Annotated in this window: 12 protein-coding genes; 5 read left to right on the forward strand and 7 right to left on the reverse strand. The window is 41.9% G+C overall.

Annotated features, from left to right (window positions below; genetic code table 11):
• From ulaD to yiaK, 3 genes are all read right to left on the reverse strand, one after another.
• The gene (gene ulaD / locus FE394_RS04535) at nucleotides 1–651 is read right to left on the reverse strand and encodes a 3-keto-L-gulonate-6-phosphate decarboxylase UlaD (RefSeq protein ID WP_319925215.1); all 651 of its coding nucleotides are present in this window, start codon (nucleotides 649–651) and stop codon (nucleotides 1–3) included.
• Nucleotides 648–2,174 carry an FGGY-family carbohydrate kinase gene (locus FE394_RS04540; RefSeq protein ID WP_319925216.1) on the reverse strand — a complete coding sequence of 509 codons (1,527 nt, stop codon included), beginning with the start codon at nucleotides 2,172–2,174 and terminating at the stop codon, nucleotides 648–650. The genes ulaD and FE394_RS04540 overlap by 4 nt, the downstream gene beginning before the upstream one ends.
• A gap of 87 nt (nucleotides 2,175–2,261) precedes the next feature.
• Entirely contained in the window at nucleotides 2,262–3,260 is a 999-nt protein-coding gene (gene yiaK, locus FE394_RS04545) for a 3-dehydro-L-gulonate 2-dehydrogenase (RefSeq protein ID WP_319925217.1), read from the reverse strand.
• 230 nt (nucleotides 3,261–3,490) lie between these two features.
• On the opposite strand from yiaK, the gene FE394_RS04550 reads away from it, so the two are divergent.
• From FE394_RS04550 to FE394_RS04565, 4 genes are all read left to right on the forward strand, one after another.
• Nucleotides 3,491–4,018, forward strand: coding sequence for a YagU family protein (locus FE394_RS04550; protein ID WP_319925218.1), 528 nt, complete (start codon nucleotides 3,491–3,493; stop codon nucleotides 4,016–4,018).
• Nucleotides 4,019–4,178: 160 nt separating this feature from the next.
• Entirely contained in the window at nucleotides 4,179–4,757 is a 579-nt protein-coding gene (locus FE394_RS04555) for a TetR/AcrR family transcriptional regulator (RefSeq protein WP_319925219.1), read from the forward strand.
• 15 nt (nucleotides 4,758–4,772) lie between these two features.
• Nucleotides 4,773–5,252, forward strand: a complete 480-nt coding sequence (locus FE394_RS04560; RefSeq protein WP_319925220.1) for a nuclear transport factor 2 family protein — start codon at nucleotides 4,773–4,775, stop codon at nucleotides 5,250–5,252.
• 37 nt (nucleotides 5,253–5,289) lie between these two features.
• Nucleotides 5,290–6,201: a LysR family transcriptional regulator gene (locus tag FE394_RS04565; protein WP_319925221.1), complete on the forward strand. Its 912-nt coding sequence runs from the start codon at nucleotides 5,290–5,292 to the stop codon at nucleotides 6,199–6,201.
• On the opposite strand, the gene FE394_RS04570 is transcribed toward FE394_RS04565, so the two are convergent.
• The 4 genes from FE394_RS04570 to aptA form a co-directional block, all read right to left on the reverse strand.
• Nucleotides 6,198–7,376 (reverse strand): MFS transporter, encoded by a 1,179-nt coding sequence (locus FE394_RS04570; RefSeq protein ID WP_319925222.1) that lies wholly within the window; start codon nucleotides 7,374–7,376, stop codon nucleotides 6,198–6,200. The two genes, FE394_RS04565 and FE394_RS04570, sit on opposite strands and share 4 nt — an antisense overlap.
• A 219-nt stretch (nucleotides 7,377–7,595) precedes the next feature.
• On the reverse strand, nucleotides 7,596–8,012 hold the full coding sequence (locus FE394_RS04575) for an ASCH domain-containing protein (protein WP_319925223.1): 417 nt from the start codon (nucleotides 8,010–8,012) through the stop codon (nucleotides 7,596–7,598).
• A gap of 178 nt (nucleotides 8,013–8,190) precedes the next feature.
• The gene (locus FE394_RS04580; protein ID WP_319925224.1) at nucleotides 8,191–9,687 is read right to left on the reverse strand and encodes a CoA-acylating methylmalonate-semialdehyde dehydrogenase; all 1,497 of its coding nucleotides are present in this window, start codon (nucleotides 9,685–9,687) and stop codon (nucleotides 8,191–8,193) included.
• Nucleotides 9,688–9,702: 15 nt separating this feature from the next.
• Nucleotides 9,703–11,049, reverse strand: coding sequence for an omega-aminotransferase AptA (aptA, locus tag FE394_RS04585; RefSeq protein WP_319925225.1), 1,347 nt, complete (start codon nucleotides 11,047–11,049; stop codon nucleotides 9,703–9,705).
• Between the two features lie 596 nt (nucleotides 11,050–11,645).
• Here aptA and FE394_RS04590 point away from each other — a divergent pair.
• A complete protein-coding gene (locus FE394_RS04590; protein ID WP_319925226.1) occupies nucleotides 11,646–12,617 on the forward strand; it encodes a hypothetical protein in 972 nt (323 codons plus the stop codon).
• The last annotated feature ends 1 nt before the right edge of the window (nucleotide 12,618 follow it).

The following is a 12,618-nucleotide window of genomic DNA, read 5'->3' on the forward strand; positions in this document are numbered from 1 at the left end:
CTACCCCCAGATCTCAGTAATTTGAGTATGAAACGCTTGAGCGACTTGCTTGGGTTGCGTTGCGCCGGATAACGCCCGACCAGTAATAAAAGCTTGTACAGAAATAGCTTTAAATTGAGGAAGATCCTCAGGGATAAGGCCACCGGTAATAGAAATTGCAAAGCCTATATCGGATAGTTTTTTCATGCGGGAGATATCTTCTTTTCCCCACATTTGCCCATTAGCTTGTGCATCACGTCCGCGATGATAGATCACCTGACGGACACCAATGGAATGCCAGTTTTTTGCATCAGAGAATGTCCAATTGCCAAACAATTCAATTTGGATTTCTGCATTTCTCTGACTTGCCAAATGATGTGATTTTTCTATGGTCGCCAATGGTGCCGCACAAATTACCGTCATCCAGTCTGCGCCGGCATCAAATGCCTGTGCTGCAAGAATTTCGCCGGCATCAGCGACTTTCCAGTCCGCAACAATAATTTTGTCCGGACAATGGCGACGAAATTGACGAATAGCATTACTCCCTTCGGAAAGACAAAGGATCGTGCCGGCTTCAACAACATCAACATCATCGCGTAATAACGCTACATCCCGCAATGCAGAGTCCAGACAGGTATGATCCAATGCCAGTTGCAATAATGGGCGGTTCATATCCCTCTCTCTCCATGTGTATTTAGTGAATTGCATTGGGAATGAAAGCCACGAAGTGATTCAATGATTAGCTGATATTTATTGATTTTATTAAGGTATGCCGGATGTGAATCCCGATCCGGCTCAAGGGTATAGGTGACGTAAGCCAAATTTTCCTGGGCTTCAGTAAAATTTTTGTAGATACCGATGCCAACTAAGGCAGCTAATGCTGCTCCCAGACAACCCGTTTCTTTAACTTGAGGCAGTTCCACAGGCAGATTGCTTATATCTGCAAACATTTGCATCCAGACCTTGGAGTGAGCCGGTCTTCCCATAACCCGTATCGTCTGAGTTTTGGTGAAACGTTCTAACATCCGTTGCAAATGGGTCATATGACTGAAAATAACGCCTTCATATACGGCTTGTAGCAAATGACCGCGATTATGGCTGGACTGTAAACCATAAAACCCCGCTGTCATTTCCAGTCCGGCATTACTGCCATAAAGAAAGGGAAGAAAAAAAATCTCACTGGATGCTTTCGGAAGATGGTGTACGGCGGCATTGATTTCTTCAAAAGACATTTTTCCCCAGAGATGAGTAAACCATTCAAGATTACCTGATGACGTGGGGCTGGCTTCATGAACAATATACTGGCCCGCATTAACATATCGTCCATAAATATAAGGGTATGGTTCATGTGTACGCAGTTGATCAGTGATACCACTGGTGACTGACCACGTTCCCATCACGGCATTCAACGTGTATTCGTCTTGAAGACCCGCACAAAGCGCGGTGGAAACCACATCAAACAATCCACCGACCACGGGAGTACCGACAGCCAATCCCGTCAATTCAGCCGCTTGTGGCGTAATTTCTCCACAAATCTCAGTTGGACCAACGATTCGGGAGAGAACGCTATCAACTTCACTGATATTCAAGAGCATGGAAAGCGCAGGATCATAAGCACCCGAGTTCATGCTATAGAGATTAGATTCAGAGATATTGCTTTCTTCACAGCCCTTTTCACCCGTGAGACGCCACCGGAGATAATCATGTGCCATCATCAGGGTATCAATCCGGTTATAGCGTTCAGGCTGGTTATCTTTGATCCAGCGTAATAAAGAGACGGGATGACCTGTCCAAAGGGTTTGGCGTGTATGGGGATACAACTTTTCCAGCATTCCTTGTTGCTGCCATTGATGAACTATTTCTGTGGCCCGACGATCAGAAGAAAGAATTCCGTGACCCAGAGGTTTGTTATTTTTATCTAAAAGAAATAATCCTTTGCCTTGGGCTGAAATACCAATACCTTTAATCTGTTGACCATGGGTGCCACTGTTTTTCAAGAGATTATTAACCGTAGCGATTAAAGCATTCCACAACTCGTTGAGATCTCTTTCAGCATATCCCGGCTGAGGACTAATTGTTCTCAGTACCGTGCGCTCTATACTATATTCCTGTCCCCGGTCATCATATAAGCCAGCTTTAAGATAAGTACCGCCACAATCAATTCCCAGACAGAACCTACGCTTATGTTTGCTCATATTATGCAACCTTTATGCTTTTTATCTTCGTGGATATAGCTTTTCATTTTCCAGACTGGAATTTGAAATTGATGGAGAGTATTTCTCTCAGAGGGTTTTAATTTTCTCCCAGACGCTATCGTCAATTATCATGCCATTGCGCCTGTTTTCTGCTTGTCTGCGGAGCAATTCGTGACCCGGTAACCGAATAGCTGTATTGGGATCGGCACGTTCTGCTGATGTAATAAAATGCGTAATGGTTTTCAGCTTTTCTTCCCGTGAAGGGCCATCAATCAACTTATCCACTTCAATAGCGATAAATACCTGTGAAACCCCATATTCATCACTATTATTCTGTGTAATTTCAGCTACCGACGAACCGTTTGAAAGTAAGGTTGCTATGAGATCCAACACAATGGATAAGCCAGAACCTTTCCAGTATCCCATAGGTAAAAGTCGGCGATTTTTCTCAATTGTTGCGGGATCTCGGGTTAAATTACCCTCATCATCAAAACCACCCTCGACAGGGAGTTGCTGCCCGGCTAAGCGGCTTACTTCTAATTTTCCATAAGAAAACATCGACATTGACATATCGAGCAAAGTGATGGGATTTCCCGGTATGGCAATAACTAATGGATTAGTACCAATCCGGCACTCTTTTGCGCCCCAGGGAGGCACAGCGGCAATAGAATTAGTCCAACAGATCCCGATAAATCCTTTTTCCGCAGCCTGCCAGCCATAGCTTCCCCCTCGCATCCAATGATTGGCATTGCGTAATGCCACCAAACCAATACCATATTCTTCAGCCAGTTCAGTGGCTCTGTTCATCATCTCTTTAGCTGTCAGATTGCCGATTGCCCGCCGGGCATCCCATTGTTCAATCGCCCCCAGTGACGCAACTCGCACAGGTTTGGCATCGGGGATGATATCGCCTGCATCAAGCTGCTGAATAAATCGGGGAAAACGGTTAACACCGTGTGAATACACGCCAAATTCCGTGGTGCTGGCAAACATTTCTGCACAGGCATCTGCGATTTCAGCCTGAATACCCCGGGCTAGCAGGACTCGGGTAAATTGTGCTTTCAATTGCTCGAAAGTGACTTTCATGTCTTCTTCCTCACTCGGAGTTTTACTCTATGGCAAGAACCAGAAATAACATGGTGCAATAGTTTCAATTGACAAAGTATTGTATTTATTTCAACCTAAACAATTCATCTCAAAATGAGTAAATAGACAGAATAAATAGACTTGAAAGATGGGGGGACAGTTAGAAATTATTTAATAATATTCATTTATATTAATAAAAATGAGCTAACCACAACCTATACCGGATGAATATGTCTTCATTTTTGTCAGTCAATAAAAGAAATAGCCGACATTATGGCATTGCCTTATGGGCGGGTTTTCTTGGTGGAAATATTGCCAGTTTGGTTAAATGGGGAACAGAAAATCTCATGCCTCCCAGAATACCCGGCAGTGCCATTCCTCCTGCTGAAATGCTTCAAGCCTGGGGAGGAAAAGTCAACGACATGGTCTATCCTTACTCAGGACACCTCGTGAATTGGGGTGTGGCTGGAGTTCATCATCTTTTTTCTATCATATTGGCAATTTTCTATTCTCTCATTGCAGAAATCTTTCCGATTGTAAAACTGTGGAATGGTGCTGTTTTCTCTTTTATCGTTGCAATCGTTTTCCACGGTATTATTTTACCCATTTATGGATGGGCTCCTCCTGTCTGGGCGTTGTCTTTTGATGAGATATTCTCTGAAATAGTAGGAAGTGTTCTCTGGATATGGACCATTGAAATTTTCAGACATGATATCCGTTACCGAATGACAAGAAATCTTTCCCATAAATTGCAATGACATTGTCGAACCGCCCGTGATTGACTTTACAGTCAGCGCCACTTTTTGATTAAAGACAAGAGTGGTGCTTTGACTGATATTTCTGCGCCAACCGCACCACTTGATCCCAATCATGGATAATTTACTTGATTAGGTAGAATGATCGTTCTACTATCATCGTATGAATACAAAAAACGCCTACGAAATACGAAACAAATTACTGGAAGTCACTGAATCATTGATTTACCAGTATGGAATCCATTCCACTGGGATGGAGCAAATAGTCAAGGAAACAGGGATATCGAGAAAAACCATCTATCGTTATTTCACCAACAAAGATGACCTTTGCGCTCAGGCATTACTGAGCAGAGATGAACGTTGGATTAGGTGGTTTAGCGAGTCTTCCTTAAAAGGTGAAAGCCCTGAGGCGTGTATTCTTGAGATGTTTAATGCGCTTAGATCTTGGTTTATGTCTGAGGAGTTCCGTGGCTGTGCGTTTATAAACACCGCTGGAGAGATTTCTGATCCAGCCCATCCGATCAGAATTATTGCCAAGGAACATAAACAAAAGATTTTTTTGTTCATTACACAGCTCACTGAAAAACTGGGTGTCAGTGAACCTCTCGAATTAGCCCGGCAACTTCTTGTACTTATTGATGGTGCAATCACCGTTGCCATGGTTATGAATATGCCGTCTGCCGCCGATGATGCAAAAAAAACAGCAGGATTATTAATAAACAACCCGCTCATAAAACGTTAAAATACCGGAGGAAAAATGTCTGATTCCATTGAAAGAAAAGCGCCCTTCCCACCCTTTACTTATGAAACAGCAATCCAGAAAGTTCGTATGGCTGAAGATGGTTGGAATACACGTGATGCTTCCAAAGTTGCTCTTGCATACAGTAAAGATACTCAGTGGCGTAATAGGGCTGAATTTATTCATGGCCGAAATGAAGCAGAAAAATTTCTATCGCGGAAATGGAAAAAAGAGCTGGATTATCGGCTGATTAAAGAACTCTGGGCGGTGGAAGGTAATAAAATTGCCGTAAGGTATGCCTATGAATGGCATGATGACTCCGGAAATTGGTTTCGTTCATACGGTAATGAAAACTGGGAATTTGATGAAAATGGCCTGATGATTAACCGTTTTGCCTGCATCAATGATATGCCTATCAGTGAGAACGAACGTAAATTCCATTGGCCTCTGGGACGTCGCCCTGATGATCATCCCGGGCTGAGTGCATTGGGATTATGATTTAAAACCGTTTCTTTGTGGATAAATAAACCTAATCATGCGTAGAACAGATCATCTTGGTGGAATCACGGCATTTGTTACGACAGCACAGCTAGGAAGTTTTACCGCGGCGGGTGAACGCCTTGGTTTGACAAAATCGGCTGTAGGTAAAAGTGTCAGCCGGTTGGAAGAGCGTTTGGGCATTAAACTTTTTCAACGTTCCACACGTAGTCTGAGTCTCACGCCTGATGGTGAAGTATTCTTGATGAGCTGTCAGAACGCCATTGATGTTCTCGAACAAGCTGAAGCAGCCCTCACTTCGCACATTGCCTATCCTTCAGGGCGACTCCGTGTCGATTTGCCGGCTGCGTTTGGTCGCCAACGAATACTCCCCGCTCTTCTGGAAATTGCCCGTGATTATCCTGAGCTGTCTCTGACGGTTTCATTCAGTGAGCGTTTTGTCGATTTGATTGAGGAAGGCATTGATCTTGCCATACGTATTGGTGAGTTGTCTGATAGCAGTGGATTGGTTGCGCGCCGATTAACGGTTCAGAAACTGATTATTTGCGCCTCGTCGGATTACCTGCAGTCTAATGGAGAACCCATAATCCTTGAGGAATTAAGTCAACATCGTTGTATCGTCGGGTTTCGCAGAAATCAGCCTATATCTTGGCTATTCAAAGAAAAGAATGGAGAGATAAAACGTTACACTCCACCAGCAACGTATGAATTTGCTGATGGAGATGCAATATTAGCGGCAACATTGACTGGATGCGGATTTGCCCAATTGCCGTTATGGATGGTAGGTAAATACCTTGAGAGCGGAGAACTCACAGAGGTATTGTCAGAATATTCAGGAATAGAAATTCCCATCAGTGCTTTATGGCCTAAAAATCGTCAGTTATTACCCAAAATTCGCCACGTTGTAGATACGCTGGTGGACATGGCCGCGAACGGTTTGTTGGATTAACATGAAACTTTGTTTTGATGAGTACTATTTTTGATAGTAACATTTTTAATAGTAACGGTTAAAAGTGCCATAAATGCGAAAAGAATGCTGCTCAGCATGACTGTATTTACCCCGAACAGTGAAAGAAACCATCCTCCTGTTATAGCGCCAATTGTGATCCCCAAATTCGAGAACGCAATATACAGACTGTTGGCAAATTCAGGCGCTTCGTTAGCTTCCTGCATAAGCCAAGTTTGACTAACCACCAGCCCGGCTGAATGCAGTCCACCCCAGAAGATGGTCAGCACACACATCGCTATCGGTGAAAATCCCAAGAGCCAAACCTGAATATAGATAAAGATGAGTAGCATCGGATACGCATAAGTTGTTTTTAAGATATTTTTTTGCAAGAAGCGACTAAACACAAAATTGCCAATCAATCCGCAAAAACCAAACAAGATTAACATTGCGCTGACAAGATCATTATCAAGATGAGTAATCTTTGTAAGGTAATCTGCGATGTAACTGAAACTTGAAAATATAGCGGAAAAAATCAATGTTACAGTAGCAATTGACAGCCATAGTTTACCTTTGCGTAACACGTTCAATTGTTCGGTAAAAGTCACGTTTTTTGTCGCCGGAATGGAAGGCATGAAAACGAGAATACCGATGAAAGCCAGCGTACACGTGATTGCACCGAAATAAAATGCAGCACTAAGCGACAAATTTTCCGCTATAAATGAACTCATGGGCATTCCTAGTACCATGCCTACAGCCACTCCCGCGAAAACCTTTGCATTTGCGCTCGCACTTTTTTCTTCAGGAACCGAATTAGTAGCAACGACAAGAGCCACCGCAAAGAAAACCGCGTGTACCAGTCCCGGAAAGATCCTGAAAATAAGCATCAGGTAGAAGGTATCGGTTATGGCATAGATAAGGTTAGAAATAATAAATATCAACAGAATGGTAAGAAGAACGTATTTTTTGTTATAGCCAGAGAGCATCAAAGTAATAAACGGGCCTGTTATGGCGACAACGATGGCATAAATACTCACAAGAAAACCGACCTGAGTCGGCGTGACATTCAGTTGTGCTTCCAGTTGTGGTAGTAATCCAATAACAGCGATTTCGGTCGTAATAACACCAAAAACGGCAATTGATAATATCAGCAACAGCATAGAACTTTTATTTTGCATAATGAGGATCTATTTCATTTCGTTGTTAAGTATGTAAACAAAATGATGACAAATCCCTCATAGAAACAGAAGGATACTTTCATCTATTGTCTGTAGACATAATTTCTTCAATGATTTTTTATCAATAGGTTTCAAGCCGCAGAAAAGCAGCTTGAAAAGGAAATAAAACGCTGGAGAGTGTTTCTGAGAGCGATGTTTTAAGATACAAACATTAATGAACTACAGTTTCTCAATCACTTTAAATTCGAATACAACCATTTCCATATCAGGTGAAAAATTTCCCTCACGCGTAAAGAAACTTTGATGATCTAATTGCCAATTATGAAGGCTTCTATCTCCTTCCCCTTCTTTCCATGCGAGTTCTTCTGTCATTTCTGAAAATTTCATCAGATGCATGGTCATGATTCTGATAACACAAATCGGATTATCCTGACTGTCAAAAACCACATTATGGCTACTAATAATTTCAGGTCCATAAGTACAATAAGAATCGAATGAGCAAGTTGTTGCCGTTTTTACACCTTTGACAACCAATTCAGCCAGTTCATCATTCATTTCAGGAGAGTCACCAAATACCCAACGACCTGCTTTCGGATATTTGTTTTCAATCGATTCCATAATTTTATCTGTTTTCATATTATCTTTAGGTGTTTATGAAGTTTATAAATGAGCGTGCTTACTAACATAATAACGACTTTTAAAACCACCATTTCTTGTCAACTCTATGACATTAACCCTATTTTTCAGGTGAATTGATGTGAAAAAAAGTAAATATGAGCGGTAAACAACCGCTCAATTAAGATGTTAATAATATTTAGTTATTGCTTGGAAAAGCGAATTGAGCGGCTTCATGACTTTCACGTTTAATCCAACGCTGAGTAATCGTTTTGCGGCGAGTGTAAAAACGCACACCATCCGGCCCATAAGCCGCTAAGTCACCAAACAAGGAGTGCTTCCAGCCACCAAAACTGTGATAAGAAACAGGGACAGGTAACGGGACGTTAATGCCGACCATACCAACTTCAATCTCATTGGCAAATAACCGCGCAACCTCACCATCATTAGTAAAGACGCACGTTCCATTACCATATTCATGCGCATTAATCAGCGCTATCGCTTCTTCCAAACTGGACACTCGCACTATACACAGTACAGGCCCAAAAATTTCCTCCCGATAAATGCGCATTTCTGGTGTAACGTGATCAAACAGGCAACCGCCAATAAAGAAACCATTCTCGTATCCAGCAACGGAAAGATTTCTGCCATCAACAACAAGTTTGGCTCCTGCATTCACGCCATCTGTGACATAACCTGATACTTTTTCCAAATGTGCTTTGGTGACTAATGGCCCCATATCCAGACCACGTTCAGTTCCCGCACCTATTTTGAGAGCCTGAATTTGAGGAGCCAGTTTCTCAATTAAGGCATCAGCAACTTGATTGCCCACACATACCGCAACAGAAATAGCCATACAACGTTCACCACAAGAGCCATATGCTGCGCCCATCAGCGCACTGGCTGCATTATTTAAATCAGCATCCGGCATCAGTACGGCGTGATTTTTCGCTCCTCCGAGCGCCTGAACTCGTTTACCGCGTCGAGTACTTTCACTGTAAATATATTCTGCCGTGGGAGTTGAGCCGACAAAACTCAGTGCCTTAACATCAGGTGACTCAATCAAACAATCAACCGCTTCTTTATCGCCGTTGACAATATTCAGTACACCTTTTGGCAAACCTGCCTGATGGAACAATTCAGCGATGTATAATGCTGAACTGGGAACACGTTCAGACGGTTTAAGAATAAACGTGTTCCCACAGGCAATTGCCAGCGGATACATCCATAAAGGCACCATGGCAGGAAAATTAAACGGCGTTATACCGGCGACAACACCCACGGCCTGAAAATCGCTCCATGAGTCAATTTCTGGCCCCACATTGCGGCTGAACTCACCTTTGAGTAATTCAGGTGCTGCTGTAGCGAAGTCTACATTCTCAATTCCCCTTTTTAATTCTCCTGCTGAATCTTCAAGGGTCTTACCGTGTTCTTCACTTATCAGCGTAATTATTTGTTCTTCATGTTGCTCAAGCAGTTGTTTAAAACGAAATAATACTTGTGCACGTTTCGCCGGAGGGGTATCGCGCCAAGCAGGAAGCGCTGCCTTTGCTGCAATTATTGCTTGCTGAACGATCTCTTTGCTGGCCATTTCAACTTGGCGTATTTCATTTCCCGTAGAAGGATTAAATACTGCCGCAGTTCTGCTGTTTGCGATGGTCATTTCACCATTAATTAAATGCGTAATTGTTTTCATGCTTCTTCATTTCCTTTATTTAATCTGGTGCAAGACATCGCCCACGGCATTAAACAGGCGATCTAGATCATCCCTTTTTGCATTGAACATAGGGCCAAACTGCAACGTATCACCACTGAACCGTACATAAAAACCGGCTTTCCATAATGCCATTCCTACCTCGAAAGGCCGAATAGCCGCATCACTATCACGTGCAGCAATTTGAATTGCACCCACCAGCCCACAGTTACGAATATCCACGACATTTGGGCAGTGTTTCAGTTCATGTAATGCCTGTTCAAAATATGGAGCTAATTCAGCAGATTGTTGCAGTAAATTCTCTTCCTCCAGCAATTCCAATGTTGCCAAACCGGCTGCACAGGCAACGGGATGAGCTGAATAGGTATAACCGTGGCTGAATTCAATCATATGCTCAGGCAGAGACTGTGACATAAAGGCGTCGTAGATCTTGCCGGAAGCGACAACGCCCCCTAAAGGAATGGCACCGTTAGTTACCTGTTTAGCAAAGTTGAGGATATCCGGTGTTACACCAAAAAACTCCGCGCCACTCCAATGTCCCAAACGCCCCAAACCAGTAATAACTTCATCAAAAATCAACAGGATATCGTGTTGGGTACATATTTCCCGCAGGCGTTGTAGATAACCTTGTGGAGGAATAATCGCACCGGCAGAGCCAGAAAGCGGTTCAACGATAACAGCGGCAATGTTACTGGCATCATGCAATTCAATCAGCTTCAGCAGTTCATTTGCCAGTTCAGGGCCACCAGCCGATGGAATTCCTTTAGTAAAGGCCATGTCGGGCTGTAATGTGTGCGACAGATGATCCACATCCATAAATTGACCAAACATCTTACGATTACCGCCAATACCGCCCAGACTGGTTCCTGCGATATTGACGCCGTGATAGCCACGAGCGCGACCAATGAATTTAGTTTTTGCGGGTTGCCCTTGAATGCGCCAGTAAGCACGGGCCATTTTTACTGCGGTATCAGTCGCTTCTGACCCCGAGCTGACAAAAAAAACATGATTTAAATCACCCGGCATGAGACTGGCAATTTTATCTGCCAACTTAAATGACAAAGGATGACCATATTGGAAACCCGGAGAATAATCCAGTTTACTCAGTTGATCAGAAACTGCCTGACGAATTTCGGTACGTGAATGCCCTGCTCCGCATGTCCATAGTGCTGACAGACTGTCATAAATACGCCGCCCTTGATCATCGATAAGCCAGCTTCCCTCTGCGGAAACAATTAAACGCGGCTCTTGTTGAAATTGGCGATTGGCACTGAATGGCATCCAATGCGCTTTAAAATTCAGTGGTTGAAAAGGATCGGTTTGAAAAAGATGACTATCTGACATTTTTTAACTCCTCCCACAAGGTTGTAACAAAGAGTTTGCAATGAAACTACATTAGCACAGAGGCGATGAATCATCATAAGTTGCTGAACAACGCGGCTACTGCGTCTGATCGAGAAGGTATCATGTTTTTAATCCTGACAGGTAAGGCACAGATCAAATTTATTATGACGCTAAAATTTCAATATAGACAGTTATCAATTGATAACTGTTTTTCATTATACAAATACCTTCTGGTTATTATTTAATATGTAAAAGGTCGAATTGATTATTTCCTGACGTATAAGCTGATGAAAATATTAAATCGGAATTAAATTATAAATAACTTAATGGAGTAAATGAATGACTTATCTTAAAAATTCACTGTTCAAAATCTGTGCTGCGTTTATTTTAATGGGTAGCGTTCAATTATCTTATGCCCAAGAAGAAGAACATGTGTTATGTATACATAAAAGTAAAAATGTATGCTTTCAGCCTATGTAATTAATTGGTTTCATTTGCTGGTGGTTTATTGCCACCAGTAGGTCAGGTTTTTATAAGTCAAAGCAAGGTTCGTGATGAAGTGAATAATAATTTCAAAATATAATTTTGGAGGTGTTATGAATAGAAAATATCACACTCGATATTTATTTTTAACGCTAATTAAATTACTGGTTGCATCTTTTTTTATTCAGGCAGCTCATGCGATAGAAATAATAAATTTCAGAGCTGAATCAAGAGTTTCGTCATTACTGGAACCCTCTATATATAATCCCGTGGAGGCTTATAATGGAGAGATCCGTTACTCAATAGCATCAGGAGGAGCAACTGTTCAAGCTGAGTATGATGATGAAAGTTATTTGGTTGATTATTCTAGTGAAATTGAAGCAGCAGTAAACTACTGGCGGAGTATTCTTCCTAATATCTATCCAGGATTGACCATTAATCATGCAAATCAAGGAGAAGCAAACTTTGTAATTGGTTATGATCCCAATATAGGGATTATTGGTGGTGATGAAGACCTTGAGCCTGCTATATCATATATCCCAAATACTGATAATGTAAATAATATAGCTATGGGGAATATCTCTCATGGTATATATATCGACCAATCTATGACGGAGATATTAAATAATGAAAATGTCGAAATGATCATGGCTGCATTCAGTGATGCACCAAATTCCTCGGATGCAATTAAAAGATACATGTATATTCTTCTTGTTCGCCATTTAGGTTATTCCTTGGGCTTTGCCCCGGAAATGACTAATATTTATTTAAATCAAAATGCTATCCCTTGGTATTCCCCAATAATAACATATACATCAACAAATGATAGCCTGACACCCAGTCTGATGTATAGATATAGTACATTGAATTATATTCAAAATCTGAGACAGATAGATGATAATGAGGATGCATTTACTATAAGAAATATTGTTCTTTCACCACAAGAAGAGATGGTTGCCAGAATGTGTCTAGGACATGGCGTTAATTTATTAAAACTCAATTCATATGAAAAATTTAATCAAAAATGCGGTTCTAAGATAATAACTTATCCATTAATAGCACGAATAATGGTAATTATTAATTGAA

This window comes from Xenorhabdus littoralis, assembly GCF_033949345.1.
In the GTDB taxonomy this organism is placed as follows: Bacteria; Pseudomonadota; Gammaproteobacteria; order Enterobacterales; family Enterobacteriaceae; genus Xenorhabdus; species Xenorhabdus littoralis.

Coding starts and splice junctions, on each gene's coding strand:
- FE394_RS04555 (WP_319925219.1), top strand. CDS start 4,179: ATGAATACAAAAAACGCCTACGAAATACGAAACAAATTACTGGAAGTC.
- aptA (WP_319925225.1), bottom strand. CDS start 11,049: ATGTCAGATAGTCATCTTTTTCAAACCGATCCTTTTCAACCACTGAAT.
- FE394_RS04580 (WP_319925224.1), bottom strand. CDS start 9,687: ATGAAAACAATTACGCATTTAATTAATGGTGAAATGACCATCGCAAAC.
- FE394_RS04575 (WP_319925223.1), bottom strand. CDS start 8,012: ATGAAAACAGATAAAATTATGGAATCGATTGAAAACAAATATCCGAAA.
- ulaD (WP_319925215.1), bottom strand. CDS start 651: ATGAACCGCCCATTATTGCAACTGGCATTGGATCATACCTGTCTGGAC.
- FE394_RS04590 (WP_319925226.1), top strand. CDS start 11,646: ATGAATAGAAAATATCACACTCGATATTTATTTTTAACGCTAATTAAA.
- FE394_RS04560 (WP_319925220.1), top strand. CDS start 4,773: ATGTCTGATTCCATTGAAAGAAAAGCGCCCTTCCCACCCTTTACTTAT.
- FE394_RS04565 (WP_319925221.1), top strand. CDS start 5,290: ATGCGTAGAACAGATCATCTTGGTGGAATCACGGCATTTGTTACGACA.
- FE394_RS04540 (WP_319925216.1), bottom strand. CDS start 2,174: ATGAGCAAACATAAGCGTAGGTTCTGTCTGGGAATTGATTGTGGCGGT.
- yiaK (WP_319925217.1), bottom strand. CDS start 3,260: ATGAAAGTCACTTTCGAGCAATTGAAAGCACAATTTACCCGAGTCCTG.
- FE394_RS04550 (WP_319925218.1), top strand. CDS start 3,491: ATGTCTTCATTTTTGTCAGTCAATAAAAGAAATAGCCGACATTATGGC.
- FE394_RS04570 (WP_319925222.1), bottom strand. CDS start 7,376: ATGCAAAATAAAAGTTCTATGCTGTTGCTGATATTATCAATTGCCGTT.